This is a genomic window from Thalassospira sp. B30-1 (genome assembly GCF_015767575.1).
Taxonomy (GTDB): domain Bacteria; phylum Pseudomonadota; class Alphaproteobacteria; order Rhodospirillales; family Thalassospiraceae; genus Thalassospira; species Thalassospira xiamenensis.
Genome location: NZ_CP065232.1, coordinates 3,524,261 through 3,541,869 on the forward strand (window position 1 = coordinate 3,524,261; position 17,609 = coordinate 3,541,869).

At 57.1% G+C, this 17,609-nt stretch carries 19 protein-coding genes; 17 read left to right on the top strand and 2 right to left on the bottom strand.

All coding sequences use genetic code 11. From position 1 onward, the window contains the following. The first annotated feature begins 1 nt into the window (after position 1). A complete protein-coding gene (locus IT971_RS16640) occupies positions 2 to 790 on the top strand; it encodes a hypothetical protein (RefSeq protein ID WP_063093888.1) in 789 nt (262 codons plus the stop codon). Here IT971_RS16640 and corA read toward each other — a convergent pair. Together corA and IT971_RS16650 are read right to left on the bottom strand one after the other, a co-directional pair. Continuing rightward, positions 785 to 1,828 (bottom strand): magnesium/cobalt transporter CorA, encoded by a 1,044-nt coding sequence (gene corA / locus IT971_RS16645; RefSeq protein ID WP_063093889.1) that lies wholly within the window; start codon positions 1,826 to 1,828, stop codon positions 785 to 787. The genes IT971_RS16640 and corA overlap by 6 nt on opposite strands. 152 nt (positions 1,829 to 1,980) lie before the next feature. After that, a complete protein-coding gene (locus IT971_RS16650; protein WP_223305256.1) occupies positions 1,981 to 2,694 on the bottom strand; it encodes a hypothetical protein in 714 nt (237 codons plus the stop codon). 567 nt (positions 2,695 to 3,261) lie between these two features. On the opposite strand from IT971_RS16650, the gene IT971_RS16655 reads away from it, so the two are divergent. The 16 genes from IT971_RS16655 (at position 3,262) to IT971_RS16730 (ending at position 17,497) form a co-directional block, all read left to right on the top strand. Beyond that, positions 3,262 to 3,798: a division/cell wall cluster transcriptional repressor MraZ gene (locus IT971_RS16655; RefSeq protein WP_037992169.1), complete on the top strand. Its 537-nt coding sequence runs from the start codon at positions 3,262 to 3,264 to the stop codon at positions 3,796 to 3,798. Beyond that, the gene (rsmH, locus tag IT971_RS16660; protein WP_063093893.1) at positions 3,798 to 4,781 is read left to right on the top strand and encodes a 16S rRNA (cytosine(1402)-N(4))-methyltransferase RsmH; all 984 of its coding nucleotides are present in this window, start codon (positions 3,798 to 3,800) and stop codon (positions 4,779 to 4,781) included. Before IT971_RS16655 ends, rsmH begins: the two co-directional genes overlap by 1 nt. After that, positions 4,778 to 5,221, top strand: a complete 444-nt coding sequence (locus IT971_RS16665) for a hypothetical protein (protein ID WP_007089735.1) — start codon at positions 4,778 to 4,780, stop codon at positions 5,219 to 5,221. Before rsmH ends, IT971_RS16665 begins: the two co-directional genes overlap by 4 nt. Beyond that, positions 5,218 to 6,936 (top strand): penicillin-binding protein 2, encoded by a 1,719-nt coding sequence (locus tag IT971_RS16670; protein WP_007089736.1) that lies wholly within the window; start codon positions 5,218 to 5,220, stop codon positions 6,934 to 6,936. Before IT971_RS16665 ends, IT971_RS16670 begins: the two co-directional genes overlap by 4 nt. Further along, on the top strand, positions 6,923 to 8,383 hold the full coding sequence (locus IT971_RS16675; protein WP_074624785.1) for a UDP-N-acetylmuramoyl-L-alanyl-D-glutamate--2,6-diaminopimelate ligase: 1,461 nt from the start codon (positions 6,923 to 6,925) through the stop codon (positions 8,381 to 8,383). The genes IT971_RS16670 and IT971_RS16675 overlap by 14 nt, the downstream gene beginning before the upstream one ends. Positions 8,384 to 8,448: 65 nt before the next feature. Next, the gene (gene murF, locus IT971_RS16680; RefSeq protein ID WP_063093897.1) at positions 8,449 to 9,879 is read left to right on the top strand and encodes a UDP-N-acetylmuramoyl-tripeptide--D-alanyl-D-alanine ligase; all 1,431 of its coding nucleotides are present in this window, start codon (positions 8,449 to 8,451) and stop codon (positions 9,877 to 9,879) included. 24 nt (positions 9,880 to 9,903) lie between these two features. Further along, positions 9,904 to 10,992 (top strand): phospho-N-acetylmuramoyl-pentapeptide-transferase, encoded by a 1,089-nt coding sequence (gene mraY, locus IT971_RS16685; RefSeq protein ID WP_007089739.1) that lies wholly within the window; start codon positions 9,904 to 9,906, stop codon positions 10,990 to 10,992. A 27-nt stretch (positions 10,993 to 11,019) separates the two neighbouring features. Next, positions 11,020 to 12,429: a UDP-N-acetylmuramoyl-L-alanine--D-glutamate ligase gene (gene murD / locus IT971_RS16690; protein WP_063093898.1), complete on the top strand. Its 1,410-nt coding sequence runs from the start codon at positions 11,020 to 11,022 to the stop codon at positions 12,427 to 12,429. After that, positions 12,426 to 13,568 (top strand): putative lipid II flippase FtsW, encoded by a 1,143-nt coding sequence (gene ftsW / locus IT971_RS16695; RefSeq protein ID WP_037992162.1) that lies wholly within the window; start codon positions 12,426 to 12,428, stop codon positions 13,566 to 13,568. The genes murD and ftsW overlap by 4 nt, the downstream gene beginning before the upstream one ends. A gap of 140 nt (positions 13,569 to 13,708) precedes the next feature. Then, complete coding sequence (locus IT971_RS16700; RefSeq protein WP_063093899.1) at positions 13,709 to 13,897, top strand: antitoxin VbhA family protein; 189 nt, start codon at positions 13,709 to 13,711, stop codon at positions 13,895 to 13,897. Positions 13,898 to 13,934: 37 nt separating this feature from the next. Continuing rightward, entirely contained in the window at positions 13,935 to 14,234 is a 300-nt protein-coding gene (locus IT971_RS16705; RefSeq protein ID WP_063093900.1) for a hypothetical protein, read from the top strand. 69 nt (positions 14,235 to 14,303) lie between these two features. Beyond that, positions 14,304 to 14,654 carry a metalloregulator ArsR/SmtB family transcription factor gene (locus IT971_RS16710; protein ID WP_339723780.1) on the top strand — a complete coding sequence of 117 codons (351 nt, stop codon included), beginning with the start codon at positions 14,304 to 14,306 and terminating at the stop codon, positions 14,652 to 14,654. 62 nt (positions 14,655 to 14,716) lie between these two features. Continuing rightward, complete coding sequence (locus tag IT971_RS16715; RefSeq protein WP_196871079.1) at positions 14,717 to 15,694, top strand: zinc-dependent alcohol dehydrogenase family protein; 978 nt, start codon at positions 14,717 to 14,719, stop codon at positions 15,692 to 15,694. A 145-nt stretch (positions 15,695 to 15,839) separates the two neighbouring features. Next, the gene (locus tag IT971_RS22600) at positions 15,840 to 16,163 is read left to right on the top strand and encodes a helix-turn-helix domain-containing protein (RefSeq protein ID WP_196871080.1); all 324 of its coding nucleotides are present in this window, start codon (positions 15,840 to 15,842) and stop codon (positions 16,161 to 16,163) included. Beyond that, positions 16,120 to 16,842, top strand: coding sequence for an IS30 family transposase (locus tag IT971_RS16725; protein ID WP_196871081.1), 723 nt, complete (start codon positions 16,120 to 16,122; stop codon positions 16,840 to 16,842). The genes IT971_RS22600 and IT971_RS16725 overlap by 44 nt, the downstream gene beginning before the upstream one ends. Positions 16,843 to 17,032: 190 nt before the next feature. Beyond that, on the top strand, positions 17,033 to 17,497 hold the full coding sequence (locus tag IT971_RS16730) for an N-acetyltransferase (RefSeq protein ID WP_065701673.1): 465 nt from the start codon (positions 17,033 to 17,035) through the stop codon (positions 17,495 to 17,497). Positions 17,498 to 17,609 lie beyond the last annotated feature (112 nt).

A 17,609-nucleotide genomic window follows, 5' to 3' on the forward strand; every position in this document is an offset into this window, starting at 1 on the left:
CATGATTCCAAGCTGCAAGGTCAGACACAACGCGCCCAGTCCATTGAAAGCAACCCAACGCTACACTGCAAACGGGTCAAGTGCTGATTTCGATTTATTGATGGGAGATTTATGGCCTCGCGACGCACGACGCAAAGAGCGCATTGAAGTCGGTGATGATTTTGACAGAAACGAACTATCAATTACAAAAATTGACCCCGTAACGACAAATCCCGATAGCGTGTGGCGAACCAGCGGAGGGGAATGGGAGTACACATTGGAAGCACCATGGGCAGTTGCGCAGACCGGCAAGGGCTATTTGGTATTCGGCCAATTGCAATATGGCGATCAGTTATTTTCACTGCGATGGGCACCATTTGATAAAAGCTATTCGATGAACGGGCGCCTCTGGTTCGATATCATTCAATACAATGCGGGAAACACCAGTTCGCAGCTTGATATTTCAGATTTAATCGCGGGCTACACAACCAGCAACCTCGAAGAACCAAGCCAAACACCAGAAACACTGAAGATAAGACTGAAAATCGATGCAAACGCATATTCAAATGGACTTATGAAAATACAAGCATCGGCGGAAAACATTTCGGGCATCTCCAATGATTTCAGCACCTTCATTGCCCCGAACCAAATTGGGACCTCTAGTAGCGAAATGCGCTTCAAATTTGGGGTATACAGACGTCGAAAGTGCGTTAGATTTTGGGAACCCGTAAAGGTTCGAATTTCTGATGTAAAAATTGACCAACAAAACGGCACATTCCCTGCGGCGCCAAATTACTCAAGCGGCTTATAACCACCCTTTCCGCTTGAAATACCAAAGCGGAAGAACAGCCGACAGCACCATCAGGCCAATCGCCAGCGGATAACCAAACTGCCAGTCAAGCTCCGGCATGACGCTGAAATTCATGCCATAAATGCTCGCAATCAGAGTCGGCGGCAGAAATGCCGCTGCCGCGACCGAGAAAATCTTGATGATATTGTTCTGTTCCAGATTGATCATGCCCAGCGTCGCATCAAGCAGGAACGTCACCTTGTTGGCGATGAAATTGGCATGTTCGGTGATCGACACGATATCGCGCGAAATGGTTTTAAGCCGCGTCTTGGCATCCTTTTTAAGCCGCGTCTGCGTCGACAGAAACAGCCCCAGCCGATGCAGGTTCAGCAAACTGTCCTTGGCCTTGCCCGAAAGGTTCCCGGCCCGCCCGATGCGGCGCAGAACCGCCCGGTGATCCTGATCATGGGCCGGGTCATCGGGATTGGCGAAAACGATGTTTGACAACCCTTCAAGGTCGGCGGCCGCCTGTTCCATGATATCGGCCAGCCGGTCAACAATCTGTTCCAGCAACCCGAACAGAACCGCCTCGGCGCTGGACGCCAGCGACGGGCTGCGATTGACCCGCCGGATAAAGGTCTTGAACGGCACCGGGTCGGCATAGCGCAGGGTAATCAGCGTTTTCTTGACCAGGATAAAGGTGATCGCGGTGGTTTCCGGCTCGTCACTATTGGCCTTGTTTAGGACCGATACCGTCATGAAAAGCGCGCCGTCTTCGTCATACAACCGCGATGAAAGCTCGATCTCCTGCATTTCCTCGCGGGTCGGCACCTCGATGGCAAACCGCTTTTCAATCTCGTGAATTTCATCATCGGACGGGTTCAAAAGGTCGATCCAGACCGGCGTGCGCTCCACCTTTGGCGGCTTTGCCACACTTCCCGCGCTGTTAACCTCGCCATCAACAGCATCGCCGCTACTGACCAATGCAGCATCATCCGCCGGTGCGGCGGTATCGTCGGACGGGGTCCGGGCCGGGGCAAAAAATTCGTTGCTGTCCATGGTCACTCTCCATCCGCGCCGGTTGACCGGACATTGCCGGGTGCCGGTCTATTTCGGGCTTGTGCGCTTCCTGTCATAGGCCCGAAGGCCCCGTTCTGTCACGCGCCAAGCCATGACAAATCGGTTAAACACCGCCAAGGCACATCATCGCGCTATTGAAACGGCAGAACCGTCTGAAACGCAAACGGATCAATATCCGCATCGTTCCCGCGCTTTTCATCAAACTGCGCCTTGGCATATTCAAGGAATTCATCCTTGCTGATCATTTTGTCAGAATTGGCATCAACCCCGCCAAACAGCAATTCCAGCCGCCGGCTTTCGGTCCGCAGCCGCTGCCGGTTGGCCTCCGGCGATCCCGGCAATGCCTCGACCGCGGCAAATTCACGCGCCACCAGGACACTGTCGCCATTGATATCACGCCGCCGAAACATCCAGCTCGCATAGGACGCGGCCTCGTCGGCACTGATGCGCGCATCGTGATCCATGTCGATCGGATGATATTGCTGCCGATACATTGTCACTTGTTCGGGGATGCCGGTTGCGGCAGCACTCGCCGCATTCTGCTTTGCCAGCGCCTTGGCAATCGCATCCTCAAGCCCGGGGATGGCCGCCGCACCCGTGCCGTTGGCGCCTGTGCCCGCAGGCATGCCCTCGCCATCCTCAAGCCCGCCCAGTCCGTTAAGCGCACCAAGCCCGCCAAGCCCGAACTGCCCCATCAATTGCGGATTATTCTGCAACTGCTGCATGATCAAGGGCAATAACTGGCGCATTTCCGGCGACGTGACCTCGGGCGTGATTGTCGCACTGCCCTTATCCAACTGAAGGCTTTGGGCATGCACCGATGCCCGAATGCCAAAAACTGCCACCAGGGCACAAGTCATTAACAATATGGCAGCTTTTTTCCGCAACACTCGTTCCCTTCGCCTGTCCTGACGCCGCCCCGCATCAGGATCATCATCATAGCATATCAGCACGGACCGGATCGCGGGCAACATTGCCCCATCAAAACCGATTAACGATCAAATGCCAATCCCCGAAGCCGGGATCGGCCCCCAAACCGGATCATCGCCATGTTGCGTGAAATGCCTCCCCGTCATCCCGTCACATCCCATGCAGGACAAAAATGGTCTGCGAATGGATTTGCATGGGCGGACATGGGGACGCCTGTGGGTTTTGATGGGCGAGAGCCGGAAATCACCCGGAAAACGGTTACTTTTGGCCCATTTGCCCCCCATTCCGATATGCCCCAAAGCCGCAGGAAACCACATTATTACCCTATTTGATCCCATCAATTCCCATTGACCCCCATCAAAACCCATGGTACCCCATAACTAGGCACATTTACGGTGTCATGCGGGGCATATCCATTTCGACGCGGAAACTGATCATTCTCTGGCGGTTCGAAATGGGTTTTTGATCAGGGGAATGGCGAAGTGCTGTTCACAGGAACGCACATTCACAAGCTGGACCGAAAAGGGCGCGTCTCCGTGCCCAAGCGGTTCCGTGCGACCCTGGAACGCGAAACCTTCGCTGGCATCTATCTGTATCAATCCCACAAGGAAGCCGCTCTTGAAGGCTGTGGCGAAAGCCACATGGACCGCATTGCCGCGTCGATTGACGAACTTGCGATGTTCTCGGACGAGGCAGATGACCTTGCCGATACCATTCTTGGCGCATCCCACATGCTGCCGTTTGACGGCGAAGGCCGCATCATCCTGCCCCCGGAACTGATCGAATTCGCCCGCATCGAAGATCAGGTCGCCTTTGTCGGCCGTGGCCGCACCTTCCGCATCTGGAACCCGGAAATCTTCAAACCGCTGCAGGATGCAAGCCGCACCCGCACCTTCAATCGCGGATCGACCCTCAAACTCAAACCGGCATCCGATTTCGCGCCGGGCAGCCGCCCCGCTGCCCCGACCGGCGAAATCGCCCCGGATGAAGAGGGACCAGATGATGGGGGGAGCGCGTGATGAGCATCCATGACCTCAGCTTCGCCACAGGCGATGGCCCGCACAAGCCGGTGCTATTGCGCGAAGTTCTCGATGCCCTGTCCCCCGGGGCGGGTGAGATCATGGTGGACGGCACTTTTGGCGCGGGTGGATATTCCCGCGCCATTCTCGATCATGCGGACTGCGAACTTTACGCCATCGACCGCGATCCGACCGCCGTTGCCACCGGCAAGGCCATGGAAGCCGATTACGCCAATCGCTTCCACATGCTCGAAGGCTGCTTTGGCGATATGGGCACCCTTCTGCCCGCTGCTGGCGTTGATCAGGTGGACGGCATCGTCCTTGATATCGGCGTATCTTCCATGCAGCTTGATCAGGCCGACCGCGGATTTTCCTTCCGCGAAGACGGGCCGCTTGATATGCGCATGTCGATGTCCGGCCCGACGGCGGCTGATTTCATCAATACCGCCGACGAAGAAGACATCGCCAACGTCATCTATCGTTATGGCGAGGAACGCGCATCGCGCAAGGTCGCGCATAAAATCATTGAAATGCGCGCCGAGGCCCCCTTTGAAACCACCCTGCAACTGGCCCGCGCGGTGCGGTCGGTCGTGCGCAAATCCAAGGACGGCATCGATCCTGCAACCCGCACCTTCCAGGGCCTTCGCATTTACGTCAATGACGAGTTGGGCGAACTCGAACGCGCCATGCAGGCGGCTGAAAACCTGCTCAAACCCGGTGGCCGTCTGGTGGTCGTGACCTTCCATTCGCTCGAAGACCGCAGTGTCAAAACCTTCATGAAGGAACGCTCGGGCGATCCGTCGAAAATGTCGCGCCGCCTTCCGGGCGAGCCAGAGGTCGCAACCCCGACCTTCACCACCATCACCCGCAAGGCCGTAACCGCGCAAAAAGACGAACTGCGCGCCAATCCGCGTGCGCGTTCGGCCAAACTGCGTGCGGTTGCCCGCAATGAACAGCCCGCAACTCAAGGGGGGCGTAAATGACACGCGCCATGACCTTTATCGGGCTGTTTCTGACCATCGTTATTGGTGCTGGCACCTATTGGGTGTCGCACGAAGTCGAACGCCTTGAAAAACGCTATTCCGCCATTCAGTCGGAAATCCTCAATGAACAGGAAAGCATCCACGTCCTCGAAGCGGAATGGAGCTACCTGAACAATCCGCAACGCATCGAAAGCCTGGCCAAGACTTACCTTAAACTCGATCAGATCGCCCCGCTTCAGATGGCCAGCATCGATGACCTGCCCGAAGACGCCGATCTGCACCAGTACCGTCTTGATAAATTCGGCGAAGCCGTCGCCTTCCTGCCGGTGCCGCGTGCGCGCCCCGATGAACTGGCCCCGGACGAAGCCGCCGAAGCCATGATCATCAATGCCCCGTCGCTTGCCGCAACCCGGTCCGATGCGCAGGAGGGCGGACAATGAGCTTCCATCGTTTCTCATACTGGCTGCGCGGTGACCGCCCGGAACTCAGCCCCGATCAACGCGAACGTCACGCGATTGAAACCGCGCGCAACCGCATCTTCATTACCGGTGCGATGTTTGCCGTTGGCTTTGTCTGGATCACGGCGGGTCTGGTCGATGCCACCGTTCTGCGTCAGGGCAACGAACCCGAAATGGCATCGGGATCGGATACCCGCGAACTCAAAACCGAACGTGCCGATATCGTTGATCGCAACGGCATGCTGATCGCGACCGATCTTCCGACCAATTCGCTTTATGCCGATGCGCGCGTGATCAAGGACCCGGTCGGATCGGCTGATCAATTGCTGACCGTCCTGCCCGAACTCGATCGCGATACCCTGATCCGTCATCTAAGCTCGCAAAAGGCTTTCGTCTGGATCCGCCGCAACCTGACCCCTGAACAGCAATATGCCGTCAACTCGCTTGGCGTGCCGGGGCTTAATTTCCAGCGTGAAGAACGCCGCGTCTATCCGCATGGTCGCCTGTTTGCCCATGTGCTGGGCTTTACCGATATCGACAATAACGGCATTGCCGGTGTCGAACGCAAATTCGATAACGAACTGCGCATCAATAACGGCCCGCTGCAACTCTCCCTTGATACCCGCATTCAATACGCGCTTGAGGAAGAAGTCGAAAGCGCGATGAAAACCTATGATGCGGTCGGGGCGACCGGCATGGTCATGGATATCTATACCGGCGAAGTGCTCGGCATGATGTCGCTGCCCGATTTTGATCCGCACCGCCCCGGTCAGGCCCCCGCCGACGCGCGCTTTAACCGCGCAACGCTGGGCGTTTATGAAATGGGCTCGGTGTTCAAACTGTTTAACACCGCCATTGCGCTTGAAACCGGCACCGTCAATCTGCAAAGCATGTATGACGCCTCCCAGCCGATCCGCGTCGGACGCTTCGCGATTAGCGACTATCGCGGCGAAAACCGCTGGTTATCAGTCGCCGAGATCATCAAATATTCGTCAAACATTGGGTCGGCCCGCATCGCCCTTGATTTCGGGACCGAGACCCAGCGCAAATATCTCAAGAAATTCGGCATTCTCGATACCCCGAAAATCGAGCTGCCCGAAGTCGGCTCCCCGCTTGTGCCCAATCCGTGGCGCGAAGTGAACACCATGACCATTTCCTTTGGCCATGGTCTTGCCGTGACACCCCTTCAGGTTGTCAGCGGCATTTCCGCCCTTGCAAATGGCGGCATTTTGCGCCCGGCAACGATCCTCAAACAGGACGGCGCACCGGCGGGAGAACGTATTATTTCCCGGCAGACCTCGGACAAGATGCGGCGTTTGATGCGCCTCGTCGTGACCGATGGATCGGGCAAAAAGGCTGAAGTTCCGGGTTACTTCCTTGGGGGTAAAACCGGGACGTCGGAAAAACTCGTGAACGGGCGCTATGTCAAGAACGCCCGCATGTCGACCTTTGTCGCCGCCTTCCCGATGCAGGACCCGAAATATGTGGTTCTGGTGACGCTGGACGAGCCCAAAGGCACAAAAGAAACTTATGGATTTGCCACGGCCGGTTGGGTGTCCGCCCCGGCAGTAGGCAAGGTTGTGACACGTATTGCTCCCCTTCTGGGCATTGAACCGGCGAATGCGAAGGCGCCGGAGATTGAGCAAGCGCTGCAGATCGACCTTCGCAAGGGGGAGCGCAAACTTGCGTCTTTCTGAACTCATGGCAGGTGATCAAGCGGCACTTAAACATGCCGACGGACAGGACCCGAACATTACGGGCCTGACAGCAGACTCACGCACCGTGAAGGATGGCTATCTGTTTGCCGCCCTGTCCGGTGCCAAAACCGACGGATCGAAATATATCGATGATGCGATCCGCCTTGGTGCAGCCGCCATCCTGGCAAAGGACGGCACGCCCAAACCCATGGCCGCAACGGTTCCCCTGATCCCGGTGGAAAACCCGCGACAGCGTTACGCCCAACTGGCCGCGCGTTTTTATGGCAAACAACCGGCCAATATCGCGGCGATCACGGGGACGAACGGCAAAACCTCCACCGCCGTTTTCACCGAACAGCTCTGGACGATCATGGGCAATATGTCGGGCTCCATCGGAACCCTCGGCATTCGTGCCGCCGGGGCCAAAATCCCCGGATCACTCACCACGCCCGATCCGGTGGCATTGCATCAAAGCCTTAATGAAATGGCTGAAATCGGTGTCACCCATGTCGCGATGGAAGCCTCCTCGCACGGGCTTGACCAGCATCGCCTTGACGGGGTGAAAGTCACGGTTGCCGCCTTTACCAACCTGACCCGCGATCACCTTGATTATCACGGCAATTTCGAAAAATACTTCGCCGCCAAGGCCCGCCTGTTTGCCGATCTTCTGGCGGACGACGGCACTGCGGTTTTGAATGCCGATGTCCCGCAATTTAAAATCCTGCGCTCGATGTGCGAAGGACGCGGCATTTCGGTGATGTCCTATGGCCTTGCTGCCGACGATATCAAACTGCTCGAAGCCAAGCCCGATGCCACCGGCACCAAGCTCAAGCTCGCCATTGAAAAGGGCGAATATGGCGTGCATCTGCCGCTTATGGGCTCGTTCCAGGTGATGAACGCCCTTGCCGCCCTTGGCATCGTCATTGCGTCGGGTGCGGATGTCGATGATGCGGTTGCCGCCCTTGAAAAGCTCGAAGGTGTCCGGGGCCGCATGGAACTGGTTGGCAAAACAAGCTTCGGCGCACCGGTCTTTGTCGATTACGCCCACACGCCTGATGCACTTGAAACCGTGATCAAGGCTGTCCGCCCACACGCCAAGGGCCGCATCATCTGCGTCTTTGGCGCAGGCGGTGACCGTGACACCGGCAAACGCCCGGAAATGGGCCGCGTGGTCAAGGAAAACGCCGATATTGCCATCATCACCGATGACAACCCCCGAAGCGAAGACCCCGCCAAAATCCGTGCTGCGATCAAGGCCGCCTGCGACGGTGCGGTTGAAATCGGTGACCGGGCCGAGGCAATCAAACGCGGCATCGGCATTCTGCAACGCAACGATATTCTTATTATTGCCGGAAAAGGCCATGAAAGAGGCCAGATTGTCGGCGATACGGTTCTGCCTTTTGATGATGCCGCGGTCGCGCGCAACATCCTTCTGGGCGGTAACTGATTGATTTTAAAACCAGCCACGACGCCAAAGATCGTGCTGGATGCGGATACGAAAGAAACCCAAAAATGACCAAGGCTGTTTTATGGACGGCAAAAGACGCCGAAAAAGCCACCGGGGGCAAGGCCACCGGCAACTGGCAGGCGTCCGGCGTATCAATTGACAGCCGCAAGACCGCCAAGGGCGATCTGTTCATCGCGCTCAAGGGGCCCAATTTCGACGGTCACAAATTCGCCCAGGCCGCCCTTGATAACGGCTGTGCCGCCGCGATGGTGTCGGATACCAAAACCCTTGGCAATGGCGCACCGGCCCTTGTGGTCGATGATACGCTGGATGCCATGGTCCGCCTTGGCCTTGCCGGGCGCGAACGCAGCACCGCCAAAATCGTCGCGATCACCGGCTCTGTCGGCAAAACCGGCACCAAAGAGGCGCTCAAATACGTTCTGAACGAACAGGGTCAGACCCACGCCAGCCCTGCGAGCTTCAACAACCATTGGGGCGTCCCCATGAGCCTCGCCACCCTGCCGGTGGCGGCCGAATATGGCGTATTTGAAATCGGCATGAACCATCCCGGCGAAATCAGCCCGCTGGTCAAGATGGTCCGCCCCAAGGTCGCCCTGATCACAACCGTCGTCGGCGCACATACCGAATATTTCAGGGACGAGGCCGAAATCGCACAGGCCAAGGCTGAAATCTTTGATGGCCTTGATGCCGATGGCACCGTGATCCTCAACCGCGACAACATGCATTATTTTGCATTGGCGCGTCGGGCCAAGGAACTCGGCATTAAAAACATCAAGTGCTTTGGCACCGATGCCATGGCCGATTACCGCCTGTTCGAAGCCAACATTGTCGCCAATGGTTCTGCCGTGCGTGCGCGTATCGGCGGTCGCGATATCGAATATTTCATCGGCTGCCCCGGCGAACACTGGGTCATGAACTCGCTTGCGGTTCTGGCCTGCGTTGATGCAATCGGCGGTGATGTGCTGCGCGCCGCACAGGATCTGGCCGATTTCACCCCGCCCGCCGGTCGCGGGGAAACCCATATTCTGCCGCTGCCCAATGGGGCTGATGGCACCTATACCCTGATTGACGATGCCTATAACGCCAATCCGACCTCGATGATGGCGGGTTTAAGCGTGCTGGCGCAAAGCAAACCCGAAGGATCAGGCCGCAAAATCGCGGTTCTGGGTGACATGCGCGAACTGGGCGATGATGCGCAAAAACTGCATGCGGACCTGCATCAGCCGCTGGTTGCCCTTGGCATCGAACGTGTTTATACGGTCGGCCCTTTGATGGCCAACCTGACGGAAACCCTGCCAGCCGGCCTTCTTGCTGGCCATTTTGACACCGCCGAAGACGCAATCGACCCGATAAAGGCCGATTTGCAGGCCGGTGACGTGGTTTTGATCAAAGGATCGCTTGGCATTTACGTTTCGAAAATTGTCTCGGCCTTAAAATCATCGGATGGCGCATCTGGCGCCGCATCCAAAAATTAAGACGCAGAAGGAACCCCCGGGGCGATGCTCTATAATCTGCTTTATCCGCTGGCCGACCAGTTTCCGATCTTCAACCTGTTTCGTTACATCACGTTTCGGACCGGCGGGGCGATTATCACATCCCTTATTCTGGCCTTCGTGCTGGGCCCGTCCCTGATCAACTGGCTGCGCTCCAAACAAAGCGAAGGCCAGCCGATCCGCGATGACGGCCCCGAAAGCCACCTTCTGACCAAAAAGGGCACGCCGACGATGGGCGGCCTTTTGCTGTTGCTGTGCACATCCATCGGCACATTGCTTTGGGCGGATCTGTCCAATGCCTATGTCTGGGCGGTGCTGCTGGTCACCATCGGCTATGGCTTCCTTGGTTTCCTTGATGATTTCCTGAAAGTCTCCAAGAAAAACACCAAGGGCCTGCCGGGCAAACTGAAACTGCTTGGTCAGTTTTCCATTGCCGCCGCCGCTGCATGGTGGATTTCCACCAACACTGCCGATCCGCTATCAACCGCGCTGGCCTTCCCGTTCTTCAAGAACTACCTGCTTGATCTCGGCTGGTTCTTTGTACCCTTCGCGATGTTTGTCATGGTCGGCGCGTCCAACTCCGTCAACCTGACCGACGGCCTTGATGGCCTTGCCATTGTCCCGGTCATGATTGCGGCGGCCAGCTTCGCGCTCATCACCTATCTGATCGGTAACATCCAGTTCGCCGAATACTTACAGGTCCACTATGTCGCCGGATCGGGCGAACTGACCATCTTCCTCGGTGCCCTTGTCGGGGCTGGTCTTGGCTTCCTGTGGTACAACGCCCCACCGGCCATGGTGTTCATGGGCGATACCGGGTCGCTGGCCTTGGGCGGTGCGCTGGGTGCTGTTTCGGTTGTCACCAAACACGAACTGGTTCTTGCCATCATTGGCGGTCTGTTTGTCCTTGAAACGCTGTCGGTGATCATTCAGGTCGGCTCGTTCAAAATGACCGGCAAGCGCGTGTTTCGTATGGCGCCGCTGCATCACCATTTCGAAAAAAAGGGCTGGCAGGAACCGACCATCGTCATCCGCTTCTGGATCATCGCCGTCATTCTGGCCCTTGTCGGGCTGGCAACGCTTAAACTCCGTTAAACTCCGTTAAATTAAGGACATCCCGCCTTGATCGACCTGTCACATCTGCGCGGCAAAACCATCGCGGTTCTGGGTCTGGGAAAATCCGGCCTGGCCAGTGTCAAGGCACTGGTCAATGGCGGGGCCATCGTCTGGGCGTGGGATGACAACGCGGAAAGCCGTGGCCAGCTAGAGGCCTTCGGCCTCGCCCCGATCAATCTGGCGGAATGTGACTGGACCGAACCCGATATGCTGGTCATAAGCCCCGGCATCCCGTCCACCTTCCCGACCCCGCATCCGGCGGCTGAAAAGGCCCGCCGTGCGGGCAAACCGATCATCTGCGATGTCGAACTGCTCTGCACCGCCCTTCCCGACGTGCCCAGCATCGCGATCACCGGCACCAACGGCAAATCGACCACGACGGCCCTGACCGCCCATATCCTCGCCCATGCCGGGATCAAAACCCAGGCGGGCGGCAATCTCGGCAATCCGGCCCTGGGCTTTGATCCTGCCGGTGCGGACGATTGCTTCGTGCTTGAACTCTCCTCCTATCAGCTCGAACTGCTCCATGACGCCAGCTTCGATGCCTGTGGCCTGCTCAACATCACGCCGGATCATCTGGATCGGCATGGCGGCATGGATGGTTATATCGGGGCCAAACGCCTTGTCTTTGCCCGCAACAAGGGCCCGAAATGGGCGGTGATTTCGGTTGATGATGATCCGTGCGCGCGCATGGCGGTTGAACTCGCCCGCGAAGGCGGCCGTCGCGTGATCGAGGTCTCGGTCCACAAACCAAGCCCGCATGGCATTTACGTTGAAAATGGCTGGCTGATCGATGACCTGACCGGTGCGCAAACCCGCATCATGGATCTGGTCACCGTCACCCATATGCCCGGCGTCCATAACTGGCAAAATATCGCGTTTGCCTATGCGCTTTGTCGGGCACGCGGGGTGGCGGCATCCCAGATCATCGACGGCATCATGACCTTCCCCGGCCTCGCCCACCGGCAGGAACGGCTGGGCATGGTCGATGGCGTGACCTTTGTGAATGACAGCAAGGCCACCAACGCCGAAGCCACCGCCAAGGCGCTTTCGGCCTATCGCGATATCTACTGGATTCTGGGCGGCAAGCCCAAGGAAGGCGGCATTGACGGCCTTCAGGCGTTTTATCCGCAGATCAAAAAGGTCTATCTGATCGGTGCGGCCGCCGACGCCTTTGCCGAAACGCTCGGCGATGATCTGCCCTGGCAGAAATGCGAAACCCTTGATCGCGCCACGGCGGCGGCGTTCCTTGATGCCAAGGACGCCATCCAATCGCGTGCGGTCGATATGCCGGTCGTGCTGCTCTCGCCGGCTTGCGCATCCTTTGATCAATTCAAAAGTTTCGAAGCCCGCGGCGATGCCTTCCGCGATCTGTTTAACGCACTGGCTAATACCGCTGGGCAGGAGAAACCATGAAATCCCTGTTTGGCAACAGCAACAGCAACATCGCCTTTTCGCGTGCCGATACCTCGGTACTTGGCATCTGGTGGTGGACGATTGATCGCTGGATGCTGGCGGCTGTCATCCTTCTGATGGGGATCGGTGCACTGCTCGTCATGTCGGCAAGCCCGCCGGTGGCGGACCGCATCAATGTCGACAGCTTCCATTTCGTCCGTCGCCAGTTCGTGTTTCTCGGCCTTGCCGCGATCTGCGCCTTTGGCATTTCGCTGCTCTCGATCAAATGGGTGCGGCGTCTGGCCTCGATCATGTTTCTGGGCGTCATCTGCCTTCTGATCATCACCCCCTTTGTCGGCTCGGAAATCAAGGGCGCGGTGCGCTGGATTCATCTCGCCGGGATCACGCTGCAACCGTCCGAATTCCTCAAACCGGCCTTTGCCGTCGTGATTGCATGGATGCTGTCCGAAGGCCGGCTTAACCCGAACTTTCCGGGTTATATCGTCTCCTGCATGCTGCTTGCGACCTGCATCATCCTGCTGATGATCCAGCCCGACTTTGGCCAGACCGTCGTCGTCACCGCCATCTGGTCAACCCAGATTTTCCTCGCGGGCCTTCCGATGGTGCTGGTCTTTGGCCTTGGCATGGGTGTGGTCGGCCTGGCGGTCGGGGCCTATCTGATCCTGCCGCACGTGCAGTCGCGTGTGGACCGCTTCCTTGATCCGGCATCGGGCGATAACTATCAGATCGACCGCTCGATGGAGGCCTTCATGAATGGCGGCCTGATGGGTCAGGGCCCCGGCGAGGGTTCGGTAAAAAACTTCCTGCCCGACGCCCATTCCGACTTCATCTTTGCGGTTGCGGGCGAGGAATTCGGCCTTCTGTTCTGCGTTCTCGTGGTTGGTGTGTTCAGCTTCGTCATCATGCGCGGCCTCTCGCGCCTGATGGGCGAACGCAACCTTTTCGTCGTGCTGGCGGTGACCGGCATTCTGGTCCAGTTCGGTTTGCAGGCGGTGATCAACATGGCCTCCACCCTGCAACTCGTCCCGCCAAAAGGCATGACCCTGCCCTTCATCTCGTATGGCGGCTCCGCCACCGTCGGCATCGCAATCGGCATGGGCTTCGTTCTGGCCCTGACCCGCAAACGCCCGGGCGAATAAAACAGCGATCAGGCATCACGAACATCGCGGTTTCTGCCCCCCTCTTAAGGCATTGATCAAGGTCAGGACCTATTGCTGTTCACATCTGATGATTTCAGCTATAATTGCCTCATCCAAAGTTAACCTTAAGGTGTTCTGGAATGACAACTAAAGAGCAACTTTTTGACCGGCAGCGTCACGTAGCCAACGCCGTGGCAAGTCAGCGTCTGGAAGGGCTGAAAGTTGACCCCACCACCCTCGCTGATTTGCAGCGCTATTCTGATGGGTTACTCGATATTGAAAACGTACTGGCTCGCCTGAAAGACCGTATTGCGAGTGGGAAAGTATAGTTCAAACGACGATTATCTGGACGCTAAAACGGGCGTAATGAAGAACAAGCTCGGTTTTGAAAATCAAGCCGAGCTTGAGGCGTTTGAAGGGGGTATTGTTGCAGTTCGCACATCGCAACTTGCAGAAACTCCCCTGAAAAATCGCGATAAAACCTTCGACCTTTCTCATATGCAACGCATACACAAACACTTGTTTGGCGATATATACGAATGGGCCGGTTATTTCATTGACTGGACGAAAACCAGCCAGGAACAGATGATAAGAGCTTCAATCGAGGCGTATCATGGTCAAAGCGAACGGATGGCGCAGATCATACTGGATAATCTGCAAGATTAGCTCTCTGAAACTCCTTAAAACCACTCCATGACCCAACACTCACCCTCGCAGCCACGCATACCTGCCCGGTTGATTCCGCATATTGACATATCGGAAAATCCCGATATATTTCGCGTCATGGAAATGCTCGAAATATTCAAAGCCCTCTCGAACCGGACCCGCCTTGAAATCCTCAAAGGCTTGAAAGAGCCCGCGAAGAACTTCCCTCCGCAGGATGAAGGCGACGTCAATACGGTTGGAGTTTGCGTCAGCAGTATTCAGGAAGGTGTCGGACTGTCGCAATCGACGGTGTCCGATTATCTTGCGACGCTGCAACGGGTGGGTCTGGTGGAAGTCAGACGCATCGGTCAGTGGACCTACTACAAGCGGAACGAAGCAACCATCCGCGCTCTTGCCGAGGCTATCGGAAAAGAACTGTAGTTTTTTTGCCACAATATATCGAGAAATTGCGATATCCCTTTTTACCGAAATTCGGTAGCAAAATGAAAGCCCAGACAATGAAAGCCCAGATACTCAAATCCTTTGGCGGCCCGGAAGCGTTTGAACTTCAGGACGTCGCCATGCCCGTCCCGCAGGCCGGACAGGTCCTTGTCCGTGTCCACGCAACCTCCATCAACCCGCTGGATTATCAGGTCCGGCGCGGTGATTATCCCGATTATGTGCCCCTGCCCGCCATTACCGGGCATGACGTTTCGGGCGTCGTCGAAAGTGTCGGCCCCGGCGTCACCAGCTTCGTTCCCGGCGATGAAGTCTGGTACACCCCGCAGATTTTTGACGGTCCGGGAAGCTACGCCGAATACCATGTCGCTTCGGAAAAAATTATCGGCAAAAAACCGGCCTCACTCAGCCACCTTGAAGCCGCCAGTCTGACGCTGGTCGGCGGCACGGCGTGGGAGGCACTGGTGGTGCGTGCGGGCCTTCGGGTCGGTGAAAGCATCCTGATCCACGGCGGTGCCGGCGGTGTCGGCCATGTGGCAATCCAACTGGCAAAGGCAATTGGCGCAAAGGTCTTTACCACCGTGCGCGAAGATAACTTCGAATTCGCCCAAAGCCTCGGTGCCGACGTCCTCATCGATTACACAAAGGAGGATTATGTAGATGCCATCCTGCGCGAAACCGATGGCAATGGGGTGGATGTCATCTTTGATACCATCGGCGGCAATACACTCGCCAAAAGTGCCGATGCACTGGCCCAGCTTGGCCGCGTTGTCTCGATTGTCGATATCGCACAGCCACAGAACCTGATCGAAGCCTGGGGCAAAAACGCCAGCTACCACTTCGTGTTCACCCGCCAGAACCGGGGCAAACTTGACGAGCTAAGCACCCTGATCGAACGCGGTCAGCTTCGCCCCCATGTCGGTGCCGTCTATTCACTCGCCGACATCCCGCTTGCCCACGCCCGGCTGGAAAATCCCGATAACGGCCTCCGGGGCAAAATCGCGATCAAGGTCGCTCCATAACCCGACAATCACCCAACCACACCCCGACAACGCCGCACCTTTGGTGCGGCGTTTCCCTTCCCAAACAGCCTTATCCTGCTTCCGCCAAAACTGGATTCCGGAGACTCACACCACAAGTGCAACATCAGTTATAGTTGGTGTTGCGATGGGACAGGAATACAGGCAGCTCGGCCTTGACGAGCGTATAGAGATTTACCGCCTGCACCGGGCGGGGAAATCCGTTCGGGCGATAGCCGTGTCGATGGGGCGCGCCCCATCGACAATCTGTCGTGAGCTTCACAGAAACAGCCGGAAGACCAAGGTCTGGGATGGCGGTTACGAGCCTGCCCGGGCCCATGGTCTGGCCTTGAGGCGACGGCGATGGGACTGTCGTCAAAACTGGCGCGCCAACCGGCATTGCAGCAAAAGGTCCGGATTGCCTTGCGATGGGATGGTCGCCGGAACAGATCGCTGGCCGGTTGGCGCGTGAACAGGGTGGCACAGTCATCAGTCATGAGTCCATCTATCGCTTTATCTATCATCGCAGTGCCCAGAAAGATTACTGGCACCGGCTGTTGCCGCGTGCCCGGCATCGCAGGGGACGCCTTGGCAAACGCGGCGGAAGCCCGGTGGATCGTATCCGCGACCGGGTCCCGGTCAGTCAGAGACCATCGGAAGCCGGAACACGCAAGCAAGCCGGTCACTGGGAGGCCGACCTGATGCTGTTCAGTCGCTACGGACAGGCGGTTCTGGTGACCCATGAGCGCAGATCGCGCTTCACACGGATCACGCGTCAACCGAACAAGGCAGCTCGTCCGGTGCTCGACAGCTTGCTGGGGCAGTTCCGGCATTTACCTCCAGCGATCCGGCGTTCGGTCACGTTTGACAACGGTACCGAATTTGCCTTGCACCATCAGCTTAAAAGCAGGCTGGGGATCGAGACTTTCTTCTGCGATCCGCATGCTCCCTGGCAAAAGGGCGGCGTGGAAAATGCCATTTGCCGGTTGCGTCGTTTTCTGCCGAGAAAGTCCGATCTTGCAAGTATCACACAGGAGCAGCTTGATGAGCTGGTTGCAAAATACAACAATACACCGAGAAAGTGCCTTAACTTCAAAACCCCTGCCGAGCTATTCTCTGAGCAGGTCAAACATGTTGCACTTCAAGTGTGAGTCCATCTTCCCGCCTTCGCGGGAATGACGACAAAGGGGCAGCGACCGCTCCCTCCCTCCAAAACCCACCGTCACTCCCGCGAAAGCGGGAGTCCAGTCTGCTCCTTCCTCAAAAACACCAGCCTTGATTGACTTTTAGCGATACAGTACCCGTACCTGTTCGCCCCAAACACGACACCAAGGCCCCACCATGATCGATATCCAGCATGCCGAAGCCCGCCACCGCACCGGATGGGAACGCCTCTGGCGGCAAAACATCATCCAGTTCGGCGCACCCGACATGCCTGACGACGTGATTGATGGCCTGTGGCAGCGCATCCTTGACCCCAGCCACCCGATGCAGGCATGGCTGGCCTTGGATCATGACCAAGATGATGATGACCAATCCGTCATCGGACTGGCCCACCTCATCATCCATCCACACACCTTCACGCTGCGCGATGTCGCCTATCTCGAAGATTTCTGGGTATCGCCCGATCACCGCAGCCGCGGCATCGGCAGCCTGATGATGGACGCCCTGCAAGAACAGGCAAAACAAAACAACTGGCTCCGCCTCTACTGGCTCACCGCCAGCGACAACCACGGCGCCCAACGCCTTTATGACCGGCTGGCAAAACGGGTTGATTCGGTGCTGTATAAGATTGATATCGACTAAAACTCCGGCATCGGAAACAATATCAAAATCGGCCAACCTGCTAACGTAATGATCGCAACAACTGTTACTGTCTGTAACTTTTTAATTGACGATACCGTCAATAGTGGACCAT

Excerpts from the sequence above, each read along its gene's own strand:
- IT971_RS16640 (WP_063093888.1), top strand. The coding sequence starts at position 2 with ATGATTCCAAGCTGCAAGGTCAGACACAACGCGCCCAGTCCATTGAAA.
- corA (WP_063093889.1), bottom strand. The coding sequence starts at position 1,828 with ATGGACAGCAACGAATTTTTTGCCCCGGCCCGGACCCCGTCCGACGAT.
- rsmH (WP_063093893.1), top strand. The coding sequence starts at position 3,798 with ATGAGCATCCATGACCTCAGCTTCGCCACAGGCGATGGCCCGCACAAG.
- IT971_RS16665 (WP_007089735.1), top strand. The coding sequence starts at position 4,778 with ATGACACGCGCCATGACCTTTATCGGGCTGTTTCTGACCATCGTTATT.
- IT971_RS16670 (WP_007089736.1), top strand. The coding sequence starts at position 5,218 with ATGAGCTTCCATCGTTTCTCATACTGGCTGCGCGGTGACCGCCCGGAA.
- murF (WP_063093897.1), top strand. The coding sequence starts at position 8,449 with ATGACCAAGGCTGTTTTATGGACGGCAAAAGACGCCGAAAAAGCCACC.
- mraY (WP_007089739.1), top strand. The coding sequence starts at position 9,904 with ATGCTCTATAATCTGCTTTATCCGCTGGCCGACCAGTTTCCGATCTTC.
- ftsW (WP_037992162.1), top strand. The coding sequence starts at position 12,426 with ATGAAATCCCTGTTTGGCAACAGCAACAGCAACATCGCCTTTTCGCGT.
- IT971_RS16700 (WP_063093899.1), top strand. The coding sequence starts at position 13,709 with ATGACAACTAAAGAGCAACTTTTTGACCGGCAGCGTCACGTAGCCAAC.
- IT971_RS16705 (WP_063093900.1), top strand. The coding sequence starts at position 13,935 with ATGAAGAACAAGCTCGGTTTTGAAAATCAAGCCGAGCTTGAGGCGTTT.
- IT971_RS16715 (WP_196871079.1), top strand. The coding sequence starts at position 14,717 with ATGAAAGCCCAGACAATGAAAGCCCAGATACTCAAATCCTTTGGCGGC.
- IT971_RS22600 (WP_196871080.1), top strand. The coding sequence starts at position 15,840 with ATGGGACAGGAATACAGGCAGCTCGGCCTTGACGAGCGTATAGAGATT.
- IT971_RS16725 (WP_196871081.1), top strand. The coding sequence starts at position 16,120 with ATGGGATGGTCGCCGGAACAGATCGCTGGCCGGTTGGCGCGTGAACAG.
- IT971_RS16730 (WP_065701673.1), top strand. The coding sequence starts at position 17,033 with ATGATCGATATCCAGCATGCCGAAGCCCGCCACCGCACCGGATGGGAA.